25 protein-coding genes are annotated in these 24969 nt (G+C 47.2%); 11 read left to right on the forward strand and 14 right to left on the reverse strand.

Annotation, left to right across the window (positions count from 1 at the left end; all coding sequences use genetic code 11):
- Positions 1-678: 678 nt before the first annotated feature.
- On the reverse strand, positions 679-1800 hold the full coding sequence (cax, locus tag QUA13_RS21420; protein ID WP_333167531.1) for a calcium/proton exchanger: 1122 nt from the start codon (positions 1798-1800) through the stop codon (positions 679-681).
- A gap of 179 nt (positions 1801-1979) precedes the next feature.
- On the opposite strand from cax, the gene QUA13_RS21425 reads away from it, so the two are divergent.
- The 6 genes from QUA13_RS21425 (at position 1980) to QUA13_RS21450 (ending at position 6463) form a co-directional block, all read left to right on the forward strand.
- On the forward strand, positions 1980-2441 hold the full coding sequence (locus tag QUA13_RS21425) for a GNAT family N-acetyltransferase (protein WP_333201708.1): 462 nt from the start codon (positions 1980-1982) through the stop codon (positions 2439-2441).
- A 211-nt stretch (positions 2442-2652) separates the two neighbouring features.
- On the forward strand, positions 2653-3192 hold the full coding sequence (locus QUA13_RS21430) for a GrpB family protein (protein ID WP_333201710.1): 540 nt from the start codon (positions 2653-2655) through the stop codon (positions 3190-3192).
- 64 nt (positions 3193-3256) lie between these two features.
- Positions 3257-3673 (forward strand): VOC family protein, encoded by a 417-nt coding sequence (locus tag QUA13_RS21435; RefSeq protein ID WP_333201712.1) that lies wholly within the window; start codon positions 3257-3259, stop codon positions 3671-3673.
- Between the two features lie 67 nt (positions 3674-3740).
- Complete coding sequence (locus QUA13_RS21440; RefSeq protein WP_333201714.1) at positions 3741-4337, forward strand: Uma2 family endonuclease; 597 nt, start codon at positions 3741-3743, stop codon at positions 4335-4337.
- A gap of 78 nt (positions 4338-4415) precedes the next feature.
- The gene (locus tag QUA13_RS21445; RefSeq protein ID WP_333201716.1) at positions 4416-5615 is read left to right on the forward strand and encodes an FAD-dependent monooxygenase; all 1200 of its coding nucleotides are present in this window, start codon (positions 4416-4418) and stop codon (positions 5613-5615) included.
- Between the two features lie 32 nt (positions 5616-5647).
- Positions 5648-6463 carry an alpha/beta hydrolase gene (locus tag QUA13_RS21450; protein WP_333201718.1) on the forward strand — a complete coding sequence of 272 codons (816 nt, stop codon included), beginning with the start codon at positions 5648-5650 and terminating at the stop codon, positions 6461-6463.
- Between the two features lie 27 nt (positions 6464-6490).
- Here QUA13_RS21450 and QUA13_RS21455 read toward each other — a convergent pair whose 3' ends face one another.
- The 5 genes from QUA13_RS21455 to QUA13_RS21475 all read right to left on the reverse strand — a co-directional run bounded on the left by QUA13_RS21455 (position 6491) and on the right by QUA13_RS21475 (position 9004).
- The gene (locus QUA13_RS21455; RefSeq protein WP_333201720.1) at positions 6491-7033 is read right to left on the reverse strand and encodes a hypothetical protein; all 543 of its coding nucleotides are present in this window, start codon (positions 7031-7033) and stop codon (positions 6491-6493) included.
- Positions 7030-7527: a DUF4365 domain-containing protein gene (locus QUA13_RS21460; RefSeq protein WP_333201722.1), complete on the reverse strand. Its 498-nt coding sequence runs from the start codon at positions 7525-7527 to the stop codon at positions 7030-7032. The genes QUA13_RS21455 and QUA13_RS21460 overlap by 4 nt, the downstream gene beginning before the upstream one ends.
- A 51-nt stretch (positions 7528-7578) precedes the next feature.
- The gene (locus QUA13_RS21465) at positions 7579-8484 is read right to left on the reverse strand and encodes a serine protease (RefSeq protein ID WP_333201724.1); all 906 of its coding nucleotides are present in this window, start codon (positions 8482-8484) and stop codon (positions 7579-7581) included.
- A gap of 66 nt (positions 8485-8550) precedes the next feature.
- Entirely contained in the window at positions 8551-8754 is a 204-nt protein-coding gene (locus QUA13_RS21470; protein ID WP_333201726.1) for a DUF1016 N-terminal domain-containing protein, read from the reverse strand.
- A 31-nt stretch (positions 8755-8785) separates the two neighbouring features.
- Positions 8786-9004 (reverse strand): hypothetical protein, encoded by a 219-nt coding sequence (locus tag QUA13_RS21475; protein WP_333201728.1) that lies wholly within the window; start codon positions 9002-9004, stop codon positions 8786-8788.
- Between the two features lie 223 nt (positions 9005-9227).
- Between QUA13_RS21475 and QUA13_RS21480 the strand changes: the two genes are divergently transcribed.
- The 3 genes from QUA13_RS21480 to QUA13_RS21490 all read left to right on the forward strand — a co-directional run bounded on the left by QUA13_RS21480 (position 9228) and on the right by QUA13_RS21490 (position 12837).
- Positions 9228-9464 carry a hypothetical protein gene (locus tag QUA13_RS21480; RefSeq protein WP_172186610.1) on the forward strand — a complete coding sequence of 79 codons (237 nt, stop codon included), beginning with the start codon at positions 9228-9230 and terminating at the stop codon, positions 9462-9464.
- 90 nt (positions 9465-9554) lie between these two features.
- A complete protein-coding gene (locus tag QUA13_RS21485; RefSeq protein WP_333201730.1) occupies positions 9555-12323 on the forward strand; it encodes a DUF3536 domain-containing protein in 2769 nt (922 codons plus the stop codon).
- Between the two features lie 280 nt (positions 12324-12603).
- Complete coding sequence (locus tag QUA13_RS21490; protein ID WP_333201732.1) at positions 12604-12837, forward strand: ferredoxin-thioredoxin reductase variable chain; 234 nt, start codon at positions 12604-12606, stop codon at positions 12835-12837.
- 279 nt (positions 12838-13116) lie between these two features.
- Here the strand turns inward: QUA13_RS21490 and QUA13_RS21495 are convergent, their stop codons facing one another.
- From QUA13_RS21495 to QUA13_RS21510, 4 genes are all read right to left on the reverse strand, one after another.
- Entirely contained in the window at positions 13117-13350 is a 234-nt protein-coding gene (locus QUA13_RS21495; RefSeq protein ID WP_172186607.1) for a hypothetical protein, read from the reverse strand.
- A gap of 287 nt (positions 13351-13637) precedes the next feature.
- Entirely contained in the window at positions 13638-14432 is a 795-nt protein-coding gene (locus QUA13_RS21500) for a YdcF family protein (protein ID WP_333201734.1), read from the reverse strand.
- A gap of 196 nt (positions 14433-14628) precedes the next feature.
- On the reverse strand, positions 14629-14955 hold the full coding sequence (locus QUA13_RS21505) for a hypothetical protein (protein ID WP_333187303.1): 327 nt from the start codon (positions 14953-14955) through the stop codon (positions 14629-14631).
- Between the two features lie 86 nt (positions 14956-15041).
- Positions 15042-16598, reverse strand: a complete 1557-nt coding sequence (locus QUA13_RS21510; protein WP_333201736.1) for an AAA family ATPase — start codon at positions 16596-16598, stop codon at positions 15042-15044.
- A gap of 152 nt (positions 16599-16750) precedes the next feature.
- Here QUA13_RS21510 and QUA13_RS21515 point away from each other — a divergent pair, with 152 nt between their 5' ends.
- Positions 16751-17767, forward strand: coding sequence for an adenosine kinase (locus QUA13_RS21515; protein WP_333201738.1), 1017 nt, complete (start codon positions 16751-16753; stop codon positions 17765-17767).
- Here the strand turns inward: QUA13_RS21515 and QUA13_RS21520 are convergent.
- From QUA13_RS21520 to QUA13_RS21530, 3 genes are all read right to left on the reverse strand, one after another.
- Positions 17764-17919: a hypothetical protein gene (locus QUA13_RS21520; RefSeq protein WP_333201740.1), complete on the reverse strand. Its 156-nt coding sequence runs from the start codon at positions 17917-17919 to the stop codon at positions 17764-17766. The two genes, QUA13_RS21515 and QUA13_RS21520, sit on opposite strands and share 4 nt — an antisense overlap.
- A gap of 22 nt (positions 17920-17941) precedes the next feature.
- Positions 17942-22912, reverse strand: coding sequence for a VgrG-related protein (locus QUA13_RS21525; RefSeq protein WP_333201742.1), 4971 nt, complete (start codon positions 22910-22912; stop codon positions 17942-17944).
- Positions 22913-23501: 589 nt separating this feature from the next.
- Positions 23502-24482 (reverse strand): ABC transporter ATP-binding protein, encoded by a 981-nt coding sequence (locus QUA13_RS21530; RefSeq protein WP_333201744.1) that lies wholly within the window; start codon positions 24480-24482, stop codon positions 23502-23504.
- A 110-nt stretch (positions 24483-24592) separates the two neighbouring features.
- Between QUA13_RS21530 and QUA13_RS21535 the strand changes: the two genes are divergently transcribed.
- Positions 24593-24799, forward strand: a complete 207-nt coding sequence (locus tag QUA13_RS21535) for a hypothetical protein (protein ID WP_333201746.1) — start codon at positions 24593-24595, stop codon at positions 24797-24799.
- On the opposite strand, the gene QUA13_RS21540 is transcribed toward QUA13_RS21535, so the two are convergent.
- Positions 24756-24969 (reverse strand): hypothetical protein (locus QUA13_RS21540; protein ID WP_333201748.1); only part of this gene is annotated, 214 nt, incomplete at its 5' end. The genes QUA13_RS21535 and QUA13_RS21540 overlap by 44 nt on opposite strands.

Below are 24969 nucleotides of genomic sequence, written 5' to 3' on the forward strand. Positions count from 1 at the left end.
GATTAACCTCTGCGCACTCTTGGTGACTGAGATTTTTGGTTCAGCTTGCGTCACTTGCTTGCGACTGGATTACTCCAGCCAAAGTAGAGGTGTCTTTTCTAAGAGCGTTAATTTCGGTAGGGCATACCGTATTTGAGTAGTCCTCTTTAATCTAGTTCGGTTTTTGTTCAAATACGAGTTTTCCTAGACGGCAACACCGTGTTTGTGTGACTACGTACTCAACAACCTAGTTAAGTTTTTACGTTGTCTAGTTATACTCAATTTTAAACTTATGACGATCGTAGCACACCTAGTACAAGACTCATGAGCATTCTTGATTGAAATCTTGCAGCGTCCCTGAAGTCAAGCGAGGCTTTAGTCTCGCTTGACTTCAGCATCCCGTCTTTTTCTCTAACCTGTGGCACTGCGATCTCGCGATCGGGTTGAGGCCAAAGGTTTTGTTGTTTGTCACAGCCGATCGATGTCAAACATCCCTGATGACAGCAGATAATTTACAAAAAGACCAGAACTAATAACTCAGAGCAGCCACATTTCAATTGTACGATCGCAACAACCACTCTCGAAAAAAGAAGTGAGTGTGGGGGAGTGGGAGAGTGGGGGAGTGGGAGAGTGGGAAAACCCGCCTTCTGCCGAATGCCTTCTTTCCTCTTCCCTCTTCGTTCCCCATAAGAAAGCCTGTTAAACAAGTCCCTCAATTACTGGATGGAAGTAGAACGCCAGCGCCAAAACCGTATAAGCTGCCAACAGCAAAGTACCTTCGAGCCAGTTAGAGTTGCCGTCTGAACTGATAGAATTGGCGATCAGCACCGACACCGCAACCGCTACAAGTTCAAACGGGTTGAAATTCAAGTCCATCGGTTTGCCCAACACAAAACCTGCCAAAACCAACACCGGGGCAACAAACAAAGCAATTTGCAAACTCGAACCCACTGCCACAGAAACCGACAAATCCATTTTATTTTTCATCGCCACCGTCACCGCCGTCGTGTGTTCGGCCGCATTGCCAATAATCGGCACTAAAATCACCCCGGTAAACAGTGATGTCAGCCCCAAACTCGCCGTCGCTTCTTCCAGAGTACCCACCAACAGTTCCGACTCGACAGCTACCATCAGGGTACAGGCTAACAGCACCCCAATCCACAGCGGCAGATTGACTTTGTGGTCTGGACTGTCTGGTGCTAAGTTACTTTCGGCTAATTCTTCAAGCATTTCTATTTCTGCCACCCCTGCATCGTACAGATAACTGTGGGTTTTCATCGAAAACAGCAGCGTCAGCACGTAGACGACAATCAGCACTACAGCAACAGCGCTAGAGAGGTTCTGCATAGTTGCCGGAGGGATGCCAATAGAGGTGGCATTAACTGCCGTCGGCACCAAAATGGCAATCACGGCTAAGTTCATCGCTGAAGCATTCAACCGGGCGACAGTCGGCTGAAAATCTTGTTCTTTGTAGCGCAAGCCGCCCAGCAGCATCGCCAATCCCATCACCAGCAGCAGGTTGCTCATAATTGAACCGGTGATGCTGGCCTTGACAACATCTATTAGTCCGGCGTTGAGTGCGACGATGCCAATAATCAGTTCCGTGGCATTTCCGAAGGTAGCGTTCAGCAAACCCCCCAAATTGGCACCGAGGACGACGGCGATTTCTTCGGTGGCCGTCCCCATCCACGCGGCTAGGGGGATGATGGCTAAAGCCGAGGTGACGAAGATTGTGGAGGGTTCCCAGCCGAGAAAGTGTCCGGCGATGGAAACCGGGATAAATAACAGCAGGCTGGAAATTATTGTATTTGTGTTTAGCATTTAGATTCTCAAAAGCTGCCAACCGTCAATCATAGCCTGCCACAAAGTTTAAGAATGGGGGAGGGTTCGATATTTGGGTGTTGGCTTAAAGCTGGGGGTGGAGGATCGAGCGATCGCTGCATTGCGGCTTTCACGGATGTGACAAACTAAGAGAGCGATTTGTTTAGCCGATCGGTTCAATGGATTTTTGTATTCGATTAGCTTCCTTAGAAGACATTCCTAAGCTGACAACTTTAATTCCTGATTCTGCTAGAGCTTTGCAAGTAGGCTACTATAGTTCAGAGCAGATTGAAGGCGCACTGGGCATAGTTTTTGGGGTTGATACTCAACTGATTCTAGACCAAACATACTTTGTTGCTGAGAACAATCACCAAATTGTTGGTTGCGGTGGTTGGAGTAAGCGTAAAACGCTTTATGGAGGTGATTCAGGCAAAAATAATCCAGAAGACAGGCTGCTCAACCCAGACAGCGAATCGGCAAAGATTCGTGCATTCTTTGTTCATCCAGCATGGGCACGTCGAGGAATTGGAAGTCAGATTATGCGAGTATGTGAACTGGCTGCTGAGCGTGCTGGATTTAAGGAAGTTGAGATGATTGCGACGCTAGCGGGAGAGCCATTTTACACAAAATTTGACTATTAGGTGATTGAGCGGTTTTAAATTTCTCTCCCAAACAGTCAGATCCTCCCCGCTGCCCGTATGTTTAAGAGCTTTGGGCTCAGATCCTCCCCGCTGTCAGTATGTTTAAGAGCTTTGGGCGCAGCCCATAAAATATGAGGCATAATAAAATCAGTTTCGCTTAAATCCGATGGTAAATCAATGAGATGACAAAAAAAGCAAATAATTATCAGCCATGTCAATAAAAGTAGATTTTTTCAAAGTAGAAGTCGTCCCGCACGATCCCAATTGGCGCAGCGCCTTTGAAACTGAGTCGAAACTGATTGCAATTGCACTTACGGACAATGTGGTTGCTATACATCACATTGGTAGCACAGCCATTCCACAAATTCATGCAAAGCCGATCGTCGATATGTTAGTTGAGGTTAAAGATATTCTTAAAATCGATACACATAGTTCAGAAATGGAGGCATTAGGTTATGAAGCGATGGGTGAGTTTGGGATATCGGGTCGTCGTTTTTTTCGCAAGGGTAATGAAGCAGGGATTAGAACACACCACCTTCACGGGTTTGAAGTGAACTCACCGCAGATAGATCGCCATTTAGCGTTTCGAGATTATATGATTTCCCATCCTGAGGACGCGCAGCAATACAGCGAACTCAAACGAGAACTCGCAAACAAATACCCTGATAATATTCAGGCGTACATGGACGGAAAAGATGGGTTCATAAAAGCAATGGATCTGAAAGCGGCAAAGTGGCGAGCATCTCATTAAAATTATGATATTGGCAGTGGCAATTATTGATGTTAAGCCTAATATGACTGGATCAACATAACATATGATTGATATCGGTCTCACACACATCGCACTGCCACTTTCTGATGTCGATCGCACTATCGAATTCTACTCCAAGTATGCTGGAATGCAGGTCGTTCACCGCCGCATCGATGCAGAAGCCGGTGTTGCTGTGGTCTGGCTTTCCGATCGCACTCGCCCTTTTGTAATTGTGCTAATTCAAACAGACTCCGTACATCCCGTTCTGTCTCCCTTGGCACACCTGGGAGTAGGTTGCAAAAGCCGCGAATCTATGGACGAACTCTGCGAGAAAGCACGTCAAGAAGGCGTACTGCTTGAGGAACCAAAAGATGCTGGATATCCGATCGGCTACTGGGCTTTTTTGCGAGACCCGGACGGTCACACGCTGGAACTATCCTACGGGCAAGAAATCGGATTTACAGTGGAGAAAGCTACTTAAAGTTATAATAAACAAATCGCCCTCCAAACCCGATCGTTTCTCATCTGGAAATAGACTGGAGAATCAAATGACCGCAACAATCATCGCACCACCCAGAAAAGAATCACCCCTTCTGTTTGAGGGACTGACTTGGAGAGAGTTCAAAGCAGTTGAGCAATTGTTAGACCGTCCAGGATATCGGTTTTCTTTCCTGGATGGAATTCTGGAGATACGACGAAGGCATGGAGAACCCCACGAAACTGTTAAAGCAAGAATTGGCGCATTGGTGGAACTGTACCTGCTGATGGCGGGGTTTGACTTTACTCCAACTGGCTCAATGACTCTGGAAAGTGAAACGGGAAAAGTCAAGCGAGAGGCGGATGAATCTTATAAACTTGCTCCTGGTCGCAGGCTACCCGATTTGGCGATCGAGATCGTGTTTTCCAGTGGTGGCATCAACCAACTGGAGGCATACAAGCGGCTGAAGATAAAGGAAGTGTGGTTCTGGGAAGATGAATTGTTAGAGGTTTATCACCTCCGGGGAGAGGGCAATACACTTTATTATGAAAAGGTTTCCAGTAGTGAGGAGGTGAAAGGGATCGATTTGGATTTGTTGTTGCGTTGCATCAATATGGTGAATCATGTTGATGCAGTTAAGACTTTTCAACAGGGACTTCAGAAATAGCTGGGAATAGGGGATTGCGCCTCCTTTTTCCACCTTTGTTGACATCTAAATATCCGCAAAAACCAATGGGGAATGGCAATGATGCAAGTTGTAATTGTGGGAGCGGGGCCAACTGGTGCGGCACTTGCCTTGCTGCTGGTGAAACGAGGTATTGCCGTAACCTTGGTTGAGGCGGCAAAAGATTCCTACCGAGTGTTTCGCGGTGAAGCGTTAATGCCTAGCGGATTGGATGCGATCGCACAAATGGGCTTATCCACTATGCTAGAAGGTGTTCCACACCGACAAATTGATGCCTGGGAGTTCGTTGTGGGCGATCGGCAACTATTTCGAGTTGATGAGCCAATGGGGTCAAATCGACCTTGTACGCTGGTATCGCAACCGCCTTTGCTAGAAACACTAATTTCAGAAGCTAAGTTGCATCCAGAGTTTGAATTTATCTCAGGTGTTCCCGTAAAAGATTTACTGTACAGGGACGATCGCATTGCGGGTGTAAAGCTAGGAGATGGGCGAGAAATTCCTGCTGCACTTGTGATTGGTACAGATGGTAGAAACTCGGTTGTACGACAACGTGCAGAATTAGAGTTAGTAAAACAGCAGAATAGTATAGATGTTCTGTGGTTTAAACTTGCCGCTCATCCTCGGTTTGTGGCGGATAATGTATTTTATGCGATCCTGAATGGCGGTAGCGCATTCAGTATCTTTCATGGGGCAGAATCAGGAAAACTTCATCTGGGTTGGGTGCTATCGGCAGATGACAAAACGGATTGGAAACACACAGACTGGGCAGAAACTTTGGCATCGCGATCGCCTGCGTGGATGGCAGAACATTTCCGCAACTGTGCCGATACGATCGAATCTCCGATGCGATTGTCTGTTGTGGTTGGTCGCTGTCCGCGCTGGCATCGACCAGGAATCATACTTTTGGGGGATGCTGCACATCCCATGTCTCCGGTCCGCGCTCAAGGAATTAACATGGCGTTCCGCGATGTAATTGTTGCCGCCAATCACCTTGTACCTTTATTGAAAGCAGGGGCTAATTACGAGGATATTGACTTAGCATTATCGCGGATTCAGGCAGAACGCGAACCGGAGATTATTCGCGCCCAACAACTTCAAGCACAAGAAGCGTGGAAAGGCGAACAACTGCGAAAAAATGTATTTATACGTTTATTGATGATGCAAACGGCTCCGTTTTTGGGTGAAAAAATTAAACAATTTTGGGTAAAAGGACAGTATGAATTGCGCCAAGGAGTAACAGAGGTAAAATTGGTTGTGTGAAAATAGGAAATTCAAAATTAGGAGAAGATTTTATGCGATCGACAACAATCAAAGGACCGATCGGCACTATTCACATCATCGAAGCCAGCCCGCCTGTCACCGCTGGGGAGTCGGAACTGCTGCCGGTGGTGTTCGTACAGGGTATGACGGTTTCTGCGAGCATCTGGGATGTACAGCTTGCCCGTGTCGCCCGTACCCGACGCGCGATCGCCCTTGATATGCGGGGACACGGTGATTCCGCACCGCCGGAGGACGGCAACTATGCGCCCGCCTCCTGTGCAGCGGATGTTTTCGCGGTACTCGATGGGCTGGGACTCGATCGAGTGGCGATCGTCGGGCACAGTTTCGGTGCTTGTATTGCCCTCGCCACAGCAGCCGCCGCACCGCACCGCATCGCGCAGTTGATCCTGGCAGACCCACCTGGAGACTTTACCAAGGTGCCTGCAGAGGTGCACGAGGCACGCATCGTCCCCTACCAGAGGGCTCTGGAGACGGAGGATTGGCGGGCTGCTGTGGAAACCAGCTTCAATGAGGCACTGACAGGAAGCACGGCCCATACGCACGATCGGATACTCGCTTGCTTGGCGGCGACTCCACAGGATTGTCTGTCTGGAATGTCTCGCGGGATGTTTGCCTTTGAAGCCGTTGATGCTCTCGATCGCTACCTAGCAGCCCCTGGAACACGGGCCCACGCCATTATTGCTCCCTCAAACACTTTTCCGTTCAGTCTCCACGTCCTCCGTCCCACGCTGACGACAACTACGCTACCCGATACTGGACACTGGCTGATGCTGGATGCGCCAGAGGCCTTTGCTAGGGAACTTGATATCTGTTTGGAAGGTGTTTAATATAGATTTCGACAAAATCTGTTAGTTTTACCACAATTCATCGAGAGTTAAGTTGTGGGGGTTTTTGAGGATGAAGGCGTTGTTGTCTTTGATTAAGTCACCGCTACAGAGAATCGGTAAGCGTTCTTGATAAGCTTTAATCGCCAGGATATAATCTTTGTCTGCGAGTGAAGTTTTAATTTTCCGCAATTTGGCAACTACAAGGCCGAGGAGAGTAATTTCGCCACTTAAATTTTTGGTATTTGGGGTGTGAATTTGCATAACAATTCCCTGAATAGTCGTGTTGGGAATGCGGGTAAGTAGTTCGCTTAAAATTTCAATTTGAGGGCGATTTTCTGCGTTTTCTAGGGTTTGGATTGCCTCGCGGATGCGGGCTGCATAATCTCCCAGGTTTTCCCGCTTAGGTAGCAATATTTCAAATTCTTCTGCATCGGCTGTTGGTTTGTGCCAAAGTGTGGCATTATCTAAGAAAGGTTGGTCTTCATGCCAGCCGTGAGTTTGTAAGTAATTTCTCAGTTGGTTTAGCTTGATTGTTTCGAGAGTTTGGCTATCTTTTACGGTGATTTTCATGGTTGAACTCCTTGGCTAATTCTGTCCATAATTGACTGAAGGGCGGCGACTGTAAATTGGTTGGTTCTGGGGATGGTGACGTTGACAGAGTTTGTGTTTGGTGTTTCTCGCTTTCCCCGCAGCGATATCCAATATCCGCAGCCTCTGATGCAAAGTTCTGTTTCGGACTGGGTTAACCATTCTTCGGGCGTTTCGAGGATTAAAACGACAACTAAAATTCGGGGAATGGCGAAGTTATCCATTCTTAAGTCGTCGTAGTTTTTGAGCTTGAGGGGGTAGCGGATGGAGTTATCGTCTTGGATATCTCTTGATGTATATTTTAACTGCAATTCTAAGCGAGGTGCTCTAATGGGGCCTGTCCCGCCTTTCGCAGCTATTCCCCAATCCACGCTGTCATCGTCTACGAATGGTTTGTAGAGGGTATAGCCGGCAACGGTGGTGACAGCTTGCAAGTAGATGTTGCTGAATTGTTCTTTTTGTTGGTTGATGTCCACTTCAATAGTTTTCGATTATTAGAGTTGCTGACTTGCATTCCTATTTCTTAATTAAAGGTTCCCAGATGCCTGCAAAATCTGCTTTATGTGTTCTCCTAAAACTTTTATTTCTTTTGTCTGAACAATGTATCCCAAGTGGATCATCAGATTTGTCAGACTAATAGGTTGTTGACTGGTAGGTATTGTTTGAATTACGATTTCTCCCTGCGCGGTCATGCAAGGGCCACTAAAAAGTACACCAAGTAAGAAAACTCTTGTGTATCCCGCAAATGTCCCTGACTTGGTGGTGAACATTCCTTCATTTACAATCAACACAGGTGAGCCAGAAGAACCAGGGAAACAGGCTGCATCAATTACAGTTGTGCTTCTTCCTTTAAAATCCACAGCCGGATGAGTTGCAGTAGTTCCTCTTCTAATAAGCGGTAAATTGTTAACCTCATCCCACAACCCGTTAGGATAGCCTATCATTAGCACTTCTTCCACTGCACTAAGTTCTTCAAGGTCAGCCTTAGATAAAATAAAACTATTGTCAATCGCGCAGTTAAATATAGATTTCCCCTGTATTTCAGCTTGACTCCGTAGAGGTTTAAATAGCATTGCACATAAATCTACATTATTGTCAGGATGAGAAATCCAGTGGTTTTCAAAATTATCTAAACCCACAGTAAAGAAGTCGCCCGATGGCTGTGGTTCTTCTATAGTTTTATCTAATTCATGCAGTTGAAAACTCCCTGTTACAGCGCCAGCCACAACGTGCTTATTAGTTATTATTGCAGATATATGTGTCTGCTCATCGACTAGAAAGTTGAAGAAAAAGCCAGTACCCGTGGCTTCCTCACCTGAAGACAATTGGACTGCTATCCGAACGGTACTGAAAAGGAGCTTTTCACTTATTGTTTTTGGTTTAATCATGTTAAAGTTTTGACTAATTTTTCGGAGGCGTTCAGCTAGCTTCACACTCTCCCATTTTATCATTACTCTTCAATTTCCACATCCACCGCTTCTAACTCAGCTTCCAACTGCTCAATTGTCGGCAAACATCCTTTCAGGAAAAGCTATTTGTAAGTCAACAGCTAAATTGTCTAAAACTTTTGCTCCCCATCCTCGCTGCTGTTGCCTGTTTAAAATCTTCCGTCCAATTGGCCAGTAAAGCAACACTAATTCGCAGTTAACAGAAAGTACGGCCCGCACTTGATATTGCACAATACGTTCTTTAAGTTCTCGCAAAAAATCATGATAATCTTCAGCAATTGACGAACTATCCGCCAGAACCCACCCTCTGCCGATTTTCCAGAATAGTCGCCTCTAACTTGGCACTCTCGGCAAATGGTCTTTCCAACTTCGCCGTCAAATGCAGCATCTTCTCGTCCAAACCCTCCTCCTCCTCCAATGCCTCCGCCTCCGCCCCCACATACCTCTCAGGAGTTAAAACATAACACTTACCGTTTTGCTTTTTTGTTGCCTTTTGACTCCGCACAAGTGTTACAACTCTTCTGGAAAGTACATTTGCAGCAAATTTGCCCCGCCCTAACCCAACTAGCCTAACTTCTCCAGGACTTAGGTAAAAAGCACCTAAAGTATGATGCGAAACTAGGGCAAAACTCTTATTCTATAAATCGATCGGGCATTAAACCGATTATCCACAACCGCCAAGATTTATTGCCAAAAATTAAATCTTTCCGGCGAAAAGTTGCTATTTAATGAATAAGACTTTACAATCCAGCAAGGTAAATGAAACTCTCAACGAGCAGCCCTGCAAGCACGAACCTGAAATGGGTCGCAAGTGCCAAAAAGCAGCAAAAGCTACCTTTTTTAAGTCTTTCAACAGCAAAGCATTGGCAAAAACACCAGGGATCGACGGTTGGCATCTTGGAACGAATGCTTTGCTAGCAATACTACAAATGTATCAAAACTTATCTGCCAAAATTTACCCCTAACAGATGCCTCGCTACAACTCTTGCTGCGTAAGGTTTCAGTTTCTAATTAGGCTGGTTTTATTGTCTTTAACTACTTGAGGATTCGATCGCATGATTTCGATTTCTACTACTCAATCCGATGTGCTACCTTTGTCTTCGCCAACCGTAACGGCTGCAACCCAAACCAGCGTGGCTGCAGCAACTGGGGTGTGCGTGACGGTTCACGGTCACTTTTACCAGCCGCCCCGGGAAAACCCTTATCTGGACGCGATCGAACGCCAAGCCAGCGCCTCTCCAGCCCACGACTGGAACGAACGCATTGACAACGAGTGCTACCGCCCCAACGCCTTTGCCCGCATAATCAACGATCGCGGCGAAGTCACGGGGATCGTCAACAACTACGAGTATATGAGCTTCAACATCGGGCCGACCCTGATGAGCTGGCTCGAACGCTACGACACGGAAGTCTACCAGCGGATTCTGGAAGCCGATCGCAAAAGCTGTCAGCGGCTCAACGGTCACGGCAACGCGATCGCGCAAGTATACAATCACATCATCATGCCGCTGGCTAACGAGCGAGACAAATACACCCAAATTCGCTGGGGGATCGCAGATTTTCGCTCCCGGTTCGATCGCGATCCCGAAGGAATGTGGCTCGCCGAAACCGCCGTAGACTACGCCACCCTCGAAGTTTTAGTCGCTGAAGGCATCCGCTTCATTGTCTTAGCCCCCTCCCAAGCCGAACGCTGCCGCCCGCTAATCGGGCAAAACCACGAAGGGGAACCAGGGCATAATTCCGAATGGCACGAAGTCGGCGGGGGTCAAATCGATCCGACTCGCCCGTACCGCTGCTATTTGAAACCAGAAATGCGATTGATGGCTGACCACCAACTCTCGCCGCTGAGCACTCACTATTTTGGCCGCCAGCACTCCCAAAATTCTCCAGCCCCAACTGCCAACACTCCCTACATCGATATCTTTTTCTACGATGGCCCGATCTCGCGGGATATGGGCTTCAATGACGTTCTCAGCAGCAGCCACCACTTGGTGGGGCGCTTGGGTCAAGCAGTGCGGGGAGACCACCGACCGGCTCAATTAATCTGCGTGGCGACGGACGGCGAAACTTTCGGCCACCACAAAAACGGTACCGAAAAATGCCTCGCTTACGCCTTCACAGAAGAGTTTCCCCGTCGAAACTGGACGGTGACGAATTTTGCTCATTATTTAAGTCAAAATCCGAGCGCTTGGGAAGTGGAACTCAAACCCGTGACGGCCTGGAGTTGCTCTCACGGGGTCGATCGCTGGCAAGATGATTGCGGCTGCGGTGGCGGCGGCGAGTGGAACCAAAAATGGCGCCGCCCTTTGCGGGATACTCTCAATTGGCTGCGCGATCGGCTGATTCCGATTTACGAAGAAGCGGGGCGCAAGCTGTTGTGCGACCCCTGGAAAGCCAGAGATGAATATATTTATGTCATCCGGGATCGATCGCCCGCTAACGTTGACAGTTTCCTCGAACGCCATCAAGTGCGCCCCCTCGATGCCGGAGAACAGGTGGACGCCCTGCGGCTGCTGGAAATGCAGCGCCACGCCCTGTTCATGTTCACTAGCTGCGGCTGGTTTTTTGAAGAAATCTCGCGCCCAGAAGGCGTGCAAATTCTGCGCTACGCGGCCCGGGCGCTGGAATTGGCGGGGGAAGTTACCGGCGTGCAGCTAGAAAAGGATTTTGTCGCTCAACTAGCCCTCGTACCCAGCAACGTTGACTATTTCAAAACAGGGGCCGAAGTTTACCGCAAACTCGTGGTGACAGCCCAAATTAGTCTCAGACAGGTGGCAGCCCACTACGCGATCAGTTCTCTGTTTGCCAAATATCCCCGGGAACAGCGAGTTTACTGCTATCAGGCCCTGCAGGAAGATTTCCAAATTCAGCGCATGGGCTCGATGACTCTGGCTGTGGGTCAATTGCAGTTAACCTCGGAAATTACGCGGGAAACAGAGGTTTATGTGTTTGCTGCGCTGCACCTCGGCGGCTGGGACTTCCACTGCTGCATTCAGCCTTTTGGCAGCCGCCGGTCTTACACTATGCTCAAGGAGCGGTTGTTTGGAGTTATGCAAGAAGCTTCGGCAGCCCACGCAATTCTGGAAATGGTGCGCCTGTTTGGGGATCAGTCCTTTAGCTTGCGGGATTTGTTTGCTGAGGAACGCCACCGGATCGTGCAGTTGCTGAGTCAGGAAAATTTGACTCGGTTGGATCAGCTTTACACCCAGGTTTACCGGGAAAATTACGGGGTGATGATGGCGTTCCACCGCGACGAGCTCCCGGTGCCGGTAGAGTTGCAGGTGGCTGCTGAGGTGGCTTTGGGACACCGCTGTTTGACGGCGGCGAAGGCCCTGGAAGTGGAAACGGAGGATGTGGAACCGCTGCTGGCAGAAATAGAGGCGATCGCCACTGAAAGCGGCCATCTCCGCTGTCGGTTGAACGTTCCCGAAGTCAAGCAAATTTTGGAAAAGATGGTTTGGCGCTCGCTAGACGCGCTGCTGCAAGCAGGATCGGGCCCGGAGGATCGCTCGCCTGTCAAGTTAGAAACTGATATCCGCACGATCGAGCGTTTGATTGCTGTGGGCGATCGGCTGAGTCTGGGTTTGTGTCTGGATCGATCGCAGGAACTGTATTTCGATTCTCTGTACAGTCAAATTGTGCCTCTGTGTTTGGGCTGGCTGCAACTGCAAGATGCCTCGGCGGGCGACAGTGTGGTCGCTGCCGTTGCCTTGGGAATTGCAGGTTCCGGCGTCGGCTGGGACTTGCCTTCGATCCGGCAGTTGCTGGAGTTGGGCCGAACCTTGGCCGTTGATGTTGAGTGTTGGTTAAATCAGTTAAGTTGATCGTTTCTCGATTAGCCAAGGAAATCAATTCCCGCCCTTGAGAATCCACCCGATCGGGCTTTAAAGACCGATCGGGCCTGCGGGATCGACCGAGGATCGATCGGCATGAAGGCTTGCGAGGATCGCGGCTGGGGATCAAATCAGCGACAGGGAACCGCCAACTTTGTTTAAGTTTTCGCTCTACTTGTGGGAAGATAAGAAGACTGTCGGCAAAGCCTACAAGTGTTAAGCACCCGTAGGCTTTGCAGAGTTTTGAAGAGAGAACACTAAATATAAGTCTATGAAAGTTGGCGATCGCGTTTGCATTAAAAACTCTGTTGTTGTCTACCACCACCCTCAAAATCGCAGTCAACCATTTGATATTAAGGGTATGGAAGGAGAAATCGTGGCGATCGTTCACGAATGGCACGGCCGACCTGTCAGTGCCAATTGGCCGGTTCTAGTTCAGTTTGACAAAAAATTTCGAGCTCACCTGAAAGAGGATGAGGTCGAAGTGATCTCTTCGGAAGTCTAGCTGTCTCAAAAGTTGAAGCCGGAGGCAAAAGACAATATCAAATCCGGTCTGTCGATTTTAGATTTTAGATTTTAGATTTACTCCACAGATGAATCTGGAAGCTTGAACTAGAATCTAAAATTTTGCGCCGCGACTCCTGTCGTTCGCAACTATCCGTTTTTGGGCGGGAGTCATATAGCTGTTGTACAGTTTGTAGTGAGGACTTCAGTTTTTTCTATAGCTTTTAGTCGATCGCCGGGACTAAAGTCCTTACTACCAACCATCTTTTTTATTTAATCCTTAATTTTTCGACCGTCCGCGGCTGAACCAACCGAAGATATTCAAATCTCCCTGCATTTTCTGCAATTCCTGCTGATGCTGCTTGGCTGTAGCGTAATACCACTGGCAGTGAAGTTCTAGTTCTTGACGGTACTTAATTTCATCGTAAAACTCCCGGACAATTTGGTGTCTCTGAAAAATTTCGGCCGCGGGAGTCGGTTCTGGGGCAATGTTTTGCAACTCGTGGGGCAGCATGATTGTTTGGGGGCGACTGTGGCAAATATTTGCTGTAATGACTTTAAGCTAGCACAATAAATCATAGGATTTTAGATTTTAGATTTTAGATTTTAGATTTTAGATCGTATCAGTTTGATTCGGAACTTTATCTGATGAAGTTTTGTATGGGCGGGTTCGCCCAGATATTTGATAAGTATAGACAAATTATATAAACCCGCCCCGCCCCTATAATTGGGATGCAACCGGATTTGATATTAGTTTAAATTCTTCAATCTAAAATCCAATATTTAAAATATAAAATTTTGTTAAAGCCATCCCCGCAGACGATAAACTATTAAGCCGAGGTATTCTTTCAAAGCTTTAGTTGACTGGTGTAACTGATAAGTATCCGGCAATAAATCCAAGGCGACTGCTTGCCAATTGTTTTGGGATGCTGCGATATCCTGCTGCGTTATCTGGAAGTCTGTTGGTGCTGGAATGGTTGCTATGCCTTGCCGCTTGAAAATTAAGAGCGATCGAGTCATGTGCATCGCCGATGTCACTAGCAAAACCGGCCCTTTTATGCCTTTAGCATCTAAAATTTTCCGCACGTTGACGGCATTTTGATAAGTGTTGTGTGAATCGGGGTCTTGCAGAATTGCTGATGCCGGTACACCCATTGTTTGGGCAATTTCTGCCATGTCTGCCGATTCGGGAGGCCCGCCACCTTTCCAATCTACTCTACCGCCGCTGAGAATTAACAGGGAAGCTTTGCCTTGCTTGTAAAGTCGGGAACCGTAGATTATTCGATCGCCCGCTTCCGCTAATTCTACCCAAGGACGGGGAGGTAAAGCTGCTTTGACACCGCCGCCCAAGACGATTATCGCTTCAGCTTGGGGGAGTTCGGCGGTTGGCAAGTTTTGCCATTCGAGCGATCGAACTAACGATTTTGAAACCCAACCGCTACTTCCGAGCAGTAAAATAATTAGAGCCATAGCAATTGGTGCAGCCACCCATTTGGGACGCTTCCAAAGTGTGATTAAAGCCGCCATCATTAACAGGCAACTCAACCCCAAAGGATAAATAAATAGCGGCAGGAGTTTCGATAGAAATACAAACATTAAGCAAGTAATTCAAATTGCTCGTTAGCGGGAAGGGGTAATGGGCGATCGGTAATCGCTAATCAGTAATTAGTAATTTAGGTGGCGGGAGTTGTTAATTTTTAGTATTGAGTTTTGAATTGTGAACTCTTTAACTTAAAACCGCGCAGCGTTGCGAGGAAAGAAGCAATCTCAATACTCAAAACTCTTTTCGGTGCTAGCGGCGATCCTCTGGCCCTGACAACCAGCCAAACAATGTAGCAGCATCACTCCTAGAGGTTTTGCTATATTTATGGCCGTCCGTTTGCACTACGTCTTTATTGAGGATAGCATCCGAGGTTTTATCCTTGGAATTTAAATTCGGGTTGAGTATTAATTCGTTGTGCCACCAAGCGACAACTAAACCTGCTGCCACGCCGCCCATGACACCAAAGCCGAGACTCAGGGGCAGCGTACATCCTACTAAGCGAAACCCAACGGTAAACAACACAAACCATATCAGCGCGGGGCTAAACCCCTTGGAGTCTCCGGTAAATTTTGGCATGAGCTGCAAGTTTTGTTTGTAATCACACAGAAAGATATTTACAATATTAGCAGACAATCAAATTGCCAAGGGCGATCGATCTACAACTACTCCCTACAAATCAAGTTTAATTGTACCTCTAAGTCTTGCGCGGTATCTACAATGTTTACAGAAATTTGTTCTAATTCTGTAAAAGGTTCAAAAGCTGCTTGCTGCGAACTCAATAGTTCTGCTGTCGCGTCGGCAATATCGCCCCGGCGCTGTTGCAGCCGTTCTCGCAATACTTCAATTGGTGCGGTGCAGTAAATAATTTGCAGGGGCAAGCCGTGGGATTGAGCCTGATTAATTGCATCCGTTCTCAAGTTTTGGCGATCGAACTTTGCATCTAAAATCACATCCCAACCTCGGTCAGCCAGAATGATCCCCAACTCTAACAATCTACCATAAGTCTGCGCGGTCATTTCATCCGAGTACAAATCTTGTCCGCCGCGTTCATTTAAAGAAATCCCGCCTAAATGTTTGCGAACAGCGTCGGATCGAATATGAATTGCCCCAGTGCGGCGAGCCAAATATCGAGCTGCTGTACTCTTCCCAGAACCAGACAAACCGGACATCAAAGTTAACTTTCCCCGGCGCGGTTGTGTGTATTGCCAAGCCAGTTTATAGTAATGAGAGGCAGTTTGTGAAATCTCTGCTTTTTGGGCTGTTGAAATAGCGGCATCGTCCAACATTAACGAAGTTACTTTCGCTCTAACATAAGCTTGACGGCTCAAATACAGAGGCAACAGTTGCAGTCCTTCCCAATCCCCTGTTTGTTCGATGTAAGTATTGAGAAAAGCATTGCCCAAGTCTCTGCGCCCCCGGGATTCCAAATCCATTACTGTAAAAGCGACATCGTACATGACATCAACCAAGCGAAAATCCTCATTAAATTCAATGCAATCGAACAGCAATATTTTATCTTGCCAAAATGCTATATTCCGCAAGTGCAAATCTCCGTGGCACTCGCGAATTTTATTATTAGCAATCCGCCGATTAAATAATTCTTGATTTTTTTCAAAAAACTCATCTGTATAATCTTTAGTTTCCTGAAATTGCACCTGAGTCTGCGGCCCGCCGATATATTTTTGCGAAATCAGGTAATTGTTGTCTATTGCAGCCCGAATCTGACTGACTTCGCCAAATGTGCGAAGGTAGCTATTACTAATTGCCGTGCTGTGAAACTTGGCAACTTCCCGCCCTAAGTCTGCCATAAGTTGCTCGGTCAACAGTCCGTGTTCCAACAAACTAAGCAACAGCGAATCTTGAGGAAACTCCCGCATTTTCAGTGCGTATTCTACAACTTCAGCCGGAGTTGTAGCAGGTAAGTTGCTGCGTAATTGAAAGGAATCCCCAATTTTAATAACGGGCAAAACTTCGAGATAAATTTCCGGTGCAGTGCGTCGGTTCATCAGCAATTCTTGGGTGCAAAAATGCTGCCTTTTTTCCAAGGTTGAATAGTCGAAAAAACCAAAATTGACTGGTTTCTTTATTTTGTAAGTATAATCTCCTGTCAGCAGGACAAAGGAAGCGTGAGTCTGAATTAGCTGCACTGGTTCTGTCACCCCGTGAGGGTAAAAGCCGGGCTGCAACATTTGCTGAATCAGAGGTGGGAGACAAGTCATAGCGATTTTAGATTTTGGATTTTAGATTTTAGATTGGGGATTTTGGATTGTGAATTTTAGATTTTAAGTTGGGGACTTTAGATTGGGAGTGGGGATGTTGACTTTAATCCGATTTATTATAGAGTTGATAGTTAGTGTAAAAAAAAGCAGCGATGACAGAAAATAATCAAGAATCTGGTTCCGTGGATGTGTTTGGCGTGGGAAATGCCCTGGTAGACATCCTAGCATTGGTGCAAGATGAATTTGTACTCGACCACGGGCTGAATCGCGGCGGGATGACGCTGATGAATTCGGAAACGCAGGGGGGGATTTTGCACGATTTAGAGCACAATTCGCTGCAAATGCGATCGGGCGGTTCGGCAGCAAATACGATGATTGGTTTGGCTCAGAGCGGCGGTAAAGCGTATTATTCGGGGAAGGTTGCTAAGGATACTAACGGGGAATTTTACCGGCAAGATTTGCTGGCGGCGGGGATTGATTTTAACGTGCATCCTGCTGCTGAGTCGAACGAGCCTACGGGTACTTGTGTAGTGCTGACTACGCCAGATGCAGAACGCACGATGTGTACTAATTTGGGTGTTTCTACTACTCTGGCGGCGAGTGATATTGATGTCGATCGACTGGCTCACTGCAAGTACAGTTATGTTGAGGGCTATCTTTGGGATGCTCCCGATCCGAGAAAGGCTAGCATTGAGACGATGGAACAGTCTAAGCGTCTTGGTGTAAAGGTGGCTTTTACTTTTTCGGATGGCTTTTTAGTCGATCGATTTGCTGATGATTTTCACAAGGTGGTTTCGGAATATTGCGATGTAATTTTTTGCAATGCTGATGAAGTTCGGAGCTTTTTTAAGGAGGAATCTTTGGAAGAGTGCGCTCGGAAAATGAGCGAGATTTCGGATTTGGCTTTTATCACTAATGGGGAAAAAGGCTGCATGGTGGTGGAGAAGAAACAGATTGTTGATGTGGCGGGATTTCCGGTAAAGGCGATCGATTCTGTGGGTGCTGGGGATGCTTTTGCGGGCGGTGTTTTGTTTGGAATTACTAACGGTTTGAGTTCTGTACAAGCGGCTCGCTGGGGCAATTTCTTGGCTTCTAGCGTGGTGCAGATTCACGGGCCTCGGCTTGAGGGTTCTCAGGCTCATCTTTTGAGTGAGGTGATTTCTGGTTAGGAATTGAAAGGGGCGATCGCACTTTTTGGATTAAGGGCGATCGCTCTTTTTGGATTAAGGGCGATCGCTCTTGTTTGAACAGCAGATGAAGGCGGATGAACGGGGATGAACGCAGATGCAGCAAGGGCGATCGCGATATCGGTGCAATGCACGTCAATCCCTCCGGTAATGCCTTTACACCACCTTCACGCTCAACTCTGGTAGCTTCGCTTCAAACTTATCCACACTGAAAGGATCGAATTTTTTAGAGAGAAAAGTCCACTCTGGTGTTTCTGCTGAGCCACTCACTTCTAATGGAATTAGACTATTTGCCGCCTGGTTGTTCACAAAATCCTCCAGCCTTTTTCTCACATTTTCGGGTAATTTGTCGCCGATTTTCTCTAGTAGCACCTCTTTGAGATCGAAGACTGCTTCAACTTTACCCGTCAAACCCAAGTTAGTTGAAAAGTCTACGATCGGTTTGACAGTTGGAGTAAATTTATAGACCTCTCCCAAGCTATAACTATGAGGAATGTCAATCTTTAAGACTCCAGAATCCTTGGCACCCAGTTTCAGTTCATTGCCATTTTGCTTGCCATCAAAGTCAATTTCAAAACCCTTAATATCCAAGATTGACTTTTGTTTGAGATTACCTCCTGCTTTGATTTCTAGTCCGCCAAATTCTTCTAGAGCTACACCTACAGGTCTTGTGTAAGGAATCAACTTAAGAACGGGGACAACATCAACATACTGAAAAGCGTTGTCATCAGCTTCAAGCTTGTTGTCTTTGATCTGGTCAGTGGTTGCCGCCAAACCGAGATCTAGGACGATCGGCGACTCAAGCACTTCTTTCAACAGAAACTCATTGAGATCGAACTTGGCACCAGACTCGAACTTGGTCGATCGAGAACCTAAAAAAGGAATGTCTTTAATCCCGGCTTCTAGTCCAAGCTTATATTCGCCCATAAACGAGGCTCCCAGTTCTGTTTTCAAACTGCCTTCCGAACCTAAATTAGACTTAAAGCTAACAGCAACTGAGCTACCTGCTTTAGCTTCTCCCGGATAGCTAATATCGAATAAACTAGGGAAGTCAACATCAAATGTACCCGGACTCAAAAATGCTTGAAATTTGTATTCAAGCCCACCTTTAGCGAAGGGTTTCCCCAAGAATCCTAGCTCAACTTCTTTGTCAAACTTGGGGCCACCAGAGACATTTAGGCTGGGGTTAAATACTTGCCCTCCGCCCCACAAACTTTGGTCGGTTAAAGCAAAATTGATTTCTTTTGAGAGCGTTTTAGTGGGGACTGGTTTGTTGTCTCGATCGGGTGGTTCGGAATCGCTGGGTCGATCGGGCTTGTCTTTATCTGACTTGTCGTCACTATTTCCCGGCTGTGCGGGTTTTGTACCACCGTTACTACTTTTTCCGGGGTTAGTGTCGCCAGAGCACGGGTTTTGTAACATAGCTAAAGCATCCGATCGCTCGTCAACAAATCTATTAGCTACACTCTTTTGAATGTTCCCAGGACTGCTGGAAAAGTACACTAAATTTCCCGCACTATCTTTCTTGCCTCGCTCGGCATAGATAGCGTTGATTAGTTCACTTTCAGACATTTGTGAAATATTTTTGCCTTTCAAAGCATTATTCACGAGTTTGGTATTTGCTCCATGCTGGACAGCAGTAGACCAAATAACATTTTGCAGTGCCTTAGAGTGTTTATTAACATCTAAGTCGAGAGTCTTCTTCAGCTTATTTGCTAGCGGATCGTAATGAGTGATTTTGATATACTCATGTTGAGCTGCACTAAACTCTTCAGTATCTTTCGAGGCAATTTCCTGCCATTTCTTATCAAAGGCTTTACTACCGAGAGTTAGCGATTTAAGTTCAGAGTTCCATTTGCTAGCTATTTCTGAATTGAGAAAACCAGCTAACGATCCGGGTTTAGTTGCTAGCTGATAAGTTCCATAGGACTTACCACCAGTCGGATCGTCGCCAATGGTACCAGGGCCTCGGTTTCCTGTTTCATATTTCTCAGAAAGAGAACCCAATTCATAACAGTCAGACTTATTGCCACCGCTGCTATTTCCTCCGGAGTTATTGTTGCCAGGATTGGATGGTTTACCTGGTTCTTGGTAAGCAGTTGCCTTGTTGCCATTCCAATAGATATGACCGCCTTCAAAGTATTGAATCTTGTTACCGTTGCCACGATCGATTTCCCCACTCTTGGGAACTCCTAACCTACCATCCAATCCGCCTGTTTTCAAGTATTCTTGGCGGATACTGCGGTAAATCGGAAAAGTTCCTTTTGGACTGCTGACGATCGAACCGCGCTCAAATAGTTGATACCTGACATTACGACCTGAATAGTTGAGCACATCTGAAATAGGTTTGCCGATCGTATTTTGATATTTGTCGTAAACCGGATAGAATTTGCCAGCAATATTGTGACCGTTGATAGAGGTTGAATTAGGTGACTGTTGCTCTGGCTTTTCGATCGAATTTGCACTGCCATTAGATGCTGATACTTCTGCGGGAACCTCTATTTTTTGCCCTTCATAAATTACGTCGGGATTGGAAATGTTGTTGTGTTTGGCAATGAATTTGTAGTAATCTGGAGCAGCGCTGCCCATTGTTTCTTTGGAAATTTCGCTGAGAGTATCCCCGGCTTTAATCGTGTAAGATTGCCAGTCGTAAGATTTACCGTTAAATTGTTGTGCAGTAGCTCGTTCCATTGGTTTTACGAGCCCTTCGTAACCCCAAGTTTCAGGTGTTGCGAATTCTGCGCGAGTGCTTTCTTGCGGTGCAGTTTCCTTCGCTAACTGCACGGCTTTATCTAAATCCAACAATCCAAAACCTGTTTTCCGATCCCAGCCGGGTAAATTGACATCGATCGCACTTTGTTTGAGAATATCTATGATTTGGCGATCGCTCAACTCTGGATTGCTTTCCCACACCACAGACGCCATCCCAGTCGCTTTCGCTGCTGCAAAAGAAGTTCCCGCAAGCGCATCTAGATCGTTCTCCCCCTCGGCAACTACAGCATCCAAACCATAACCGTAACTCGAATAGGACGATCGGCGCACTCCGTCAAACGCCCCAACTGTCATAATATTGTCAAACTCCTGAGAAGCTTGACCCAAAACCGACATCACACCGCCGTCATTGCCCGCAGCAACCACCACCAGCACTCCATTCTGACGAGCATATTCTAAAGCCGCCCGCTCTCTGGGTGTCAACTCGTAGCGCGTCGTCACGCTGTCGTCGCCGTTAACTTGAGTTAAATCTAGGCTGAGATTGACAATAGCATTCTGCTTCCCCTGTGCCTTGACTTCATGCACAAAATCTGTCAGCGACAAGTCCCACTGCCCGGAACCGCTGGCGCGTCCCAGCCAAACAGGAGCGCGATCGTTAATACCGTCAATGCCAATATTATTACCTGCGCGAGCGCCAATCAAACTCCAAATAGCCGTGCCGTGTTCGTTGTCTGCATCAGACGACACTAAAGGGTTGTTGTCACCGTCAATGCGATCGCGCCCCAGTGTCACCTTAGAATAATCAAGATCGGGATTGTTGGCACCAAACCCAGTATCGATAATCCCGATTGTTGGCAGGCTGGGCTTCTTTGGTTGCGCAGGCGGTTCCGGCTCAGCAGGCGGTTGAGTTTCAGCCGGTAACTGGGTATCATCGATCGACGGCGGTGCAGGTGCAGGCGCAGGTGTTGGTGCAGGTACAGGTGTTGGTGCAGGCGCAGGTGTTGGTACAAACACAGGTAGCGGTGCAGGCGCAGGTGTTGGTGCAGGCACAGGTAGCGGTGCAGGTGCAGGCGCAGGTGCAGGTGCAGGTGCAGGTGCAGGTGCAGGTGCAGGTGCAGGCGCAGGTGTTGGTGCAGGCGCAGGCGTAGGTAGCGGTGCAGGCGCAGGCTTAGGTAGCGGTGCAGGCGCAGGTGTTGGTGCAGGCGCAGGCGTAGGTAGCGGTGCAGGCGCAGGCGTAGGTAGCGGTGCAGGCGCAGGCGCAGGTGTTGGTGCAGGCGCAGGCGTAGGTAGCGGTGCAGGCGCAGGTGTTGGTGCAGGCGCAGGCGTAGGTAGCGGTGCAGGCGCAGGTGTTGGCGCAGGTGCGGGTGTTGGTGTGGGTGGAGGCGGTTCTGTATCCGCAGGCGGTTTGCGCTCATCAGCCACTTTTGATGTGACATAATCGATCAATTTCTTACCGCCTTCAGATTTAGTCCAATCCTTAGCCGGAGCGATAACTTCTTTCACCTCCACCGCTTTGCCCGTCGCACCCGTCAAACGGAAAATCACATCCTCGTAGTCGTAATCTGACTTCGGAGTAATCGATCGATCCTCGATCGCGAATGTCTTACCATCGCCAGTAATATCTGCCACCTGGCCCAACAGCCAAGCATCATCCTCGTCACTGCTAGATAGCGAAAACAGCGGACTTTTGTTGCCGCCAATCTCAGGCTTATCAAATACTTCCTTAACCGTGCCATCTGGCACCAGCATCACAGCAAATGCTTCTCCTGGGTTCATCGCAAACTTCTTCACACCTTTGTAGGGCCCGGTGTTCAGATTTACCTTCCCTAAAGTACCCCTGAATTGAGGATCTGTTCCTTCTGTAATATCAGAAATCACGACGTGACCCAACACCGAATTACTCAGAGCCCTTTTTGCAGCTTCCTTGATAAACTCCTCAGAGCCTGGAGTAAATTTCTCCATACCCTGCAAACTAAATATGGCTAATTGTCCTTTGAATCCGCCGCCATCATACAGGAAATCAAACCCTACTTCACCGGCAGGATCGGGCGTAAAAAAACCAGAGTCAACCTTCAAACCCGTGAGCGAGTCAACTTTGTCATTTACGGCCAGACTAATCTGATAGGTTGTGTCGGAGGAGATGGGAGAAACTTTGAGAGTATAGTCTCCAGCAACCAAATTATCGGCACTGAGAGTTCCGGGCTTTTTGCCGCTAATTGAGATAGTTTCGATCGGCTTTCCTTGGCTGTCGAGCAGTTCCATTTTCAGACCGCCGCCGCTAAAACCTTCAGCCAAGACTTGGAAACTGCCTGCAGCAGGACGATTGAAACGATAAATGTCTGTGGAATCGAGCTTGCCAACGAAATCGATATTGAAATAGTTATCCTTGAGACTGCCGAGTTGAATGTTAGACATTTTGCACCCTGTCAACAAACTTACTTGTATTTTAATCAGTCGGCATAATTGAGCGATCGAGTTTCAATACATCTGGGCTGCTTCCCAGATGCGGTCTCTCCCCACAACACAGATATCCGCCCCTTCAAAAATCTACGATTGTAAGCTGCTACCTATCTCTCGGAATTAAGTCTTACTTTTTTCGCTGCAAGCAAACATTACAGACATTACTTTGTAGGCAGGATATAGGATTAGTTTTGGTTAAAGATTTTTTGAAAGAAAGCTCGTTACTACCTTTTATCTGTGGAGGATACTTTATGTGTGCAAAGTTGACAAGCAATCTGAACGATTACTAGCTGGGCGAATTTAGATGTCAGTCAATGAGACAGGACTTACGCACAGCCTCTAAATATAGGGTTTTGTAGGGCAATCCCCGCGCGGATCAAGAGCCCATACATCTGGATATGGCGCGTAAGTCCTGCTTGATGTGTTGTGGAAGGGGTCGAATTTCCCGTTTTCTTAGTCTCTTAGAGAGGGGCTTCGTTTGTGTAGTAGTGCTTTCAACGCCTGGGTTTTAACCGCCGAGTTTCAGCCGCCAATTTTATGGACTTCAACCACTAGAATAAATCCCTCTTTCTTGCAGTTGCTGCATAAAAAACTCTTCCAAACTAGGCTTAGCCAAATTCATCCCAATTAGCTGCCCTCCCGTACCGTTCAGACTAGAAAGAAACTCCTTCGGCTCGCCCTGCAAATGACCGTACCACAAATCATTATCAACTTCCATATCCGGTATCCATTTTTTCAGGATATTCAAGTGACCCCCCCTACCTTCAACCCGGTAAGTTTCAGTATTGCCGAGGAGTTGGTCGAGCGCACCAATGCAGATTAATTCACCCTTAGCCAAAATTGCCACTCGATCGCAAATCTTCTCCACATCAGACAATATATGCGAATTAAAAAAAATTGTTTTTCCTTGATTTTTCAGCGATAAAATTATCTCCCGCATCTGATAGCGTCCCATCGGATCTAAACCCGACATCGGCTCATCTAAAAATACCACATCTGGATTGTTAATCAAAGCTTGAGCCATGCCGATCCGTTGCAGCATTCCCTTAGAATACTGGCGCAACTGTTTTTTAATTGCTGCCGATTGAGATAGCCCAACTAAGTCTAGCAAATTCGGAATTCGCTGCCGCTGAATCGAGGGGGGAATTTGAAATAACCCCGCCGCAAATTGCAAGAATTCCCAGCCCGTGAGATAATCGTAAAAATAGGGATTTTCTGGCAAATAGCCGACTCGCTGCTTCACAGTGCGATCGCCCAAAGGCCTCCCCAACAGCAGCGCCCGGCCAGAAGTAGGGCGCACTATACCCAGCAAAGTTTTCAGCAGCGTAGTTTTCCCCGCCCCATTTTGCCCTAACAACCCGAAAGTTTCCCCCTCAGAGACAGTCAGAGTGCAATTTTTGAGCGATTCAATTTTTTCATTCATCCAAAAGCCAGTACGGTAGAACTTCCCCAGATTAAATGTTTCCACCACTGGGGTAGCTCCGGGCATCTCGGTGGGAGTTGGCGCATCTATAAGAGGTTCCATTTTCGTAAGCGAAATAAGTAGCACCTGATTATATTGTATGGCACAAGTTCAGTAATAATTGTTCTTTTTAATGTTAAACTAATATTAGCTGCACTTAAATATTTCTGAATATGGATCGTTCAAAAATTATTGCTATTATCACTGGGGTGATTTCTATAATTTTAGCAGTTGCCTACCTGCTGCTCGTCACCATCCTCGACTTCCGAGGCGAAATGCTGCCCGCACCTCAAAGTCAGTTGCCTGTCTCGCTGCCGATTCAGCAATTGGCTAATGCTACTCTGACTTTACCAGCACTGAGGATTTATCCTCAATTGTGACACAAATAATATAATTTAAATTCCGCAATTTCGCCCATAAATTATGTACGTAAAACTGCGGGCGAAATGCTGCTATTTGTAGGGTGCGCAATGCCAGCCCTGTCAAGGTGAGTGCTGAGCCTGGTTTAGAAGCCTTGCTGTAGAAAGATGACGGTGACGTGAGTTCACTA

It is taken from the genome of Microcoleus sp. S28C3, from assembly GCF_036700785.1.
In the GTDB taxonomy this organism is placed as follows: domain Bacteria; phylum Cyanobacteriota; class Cyanobacteriia; order Cyanobacteriales; family Microcoleaceae; genus Microcoleus; species Microcoleus asticus.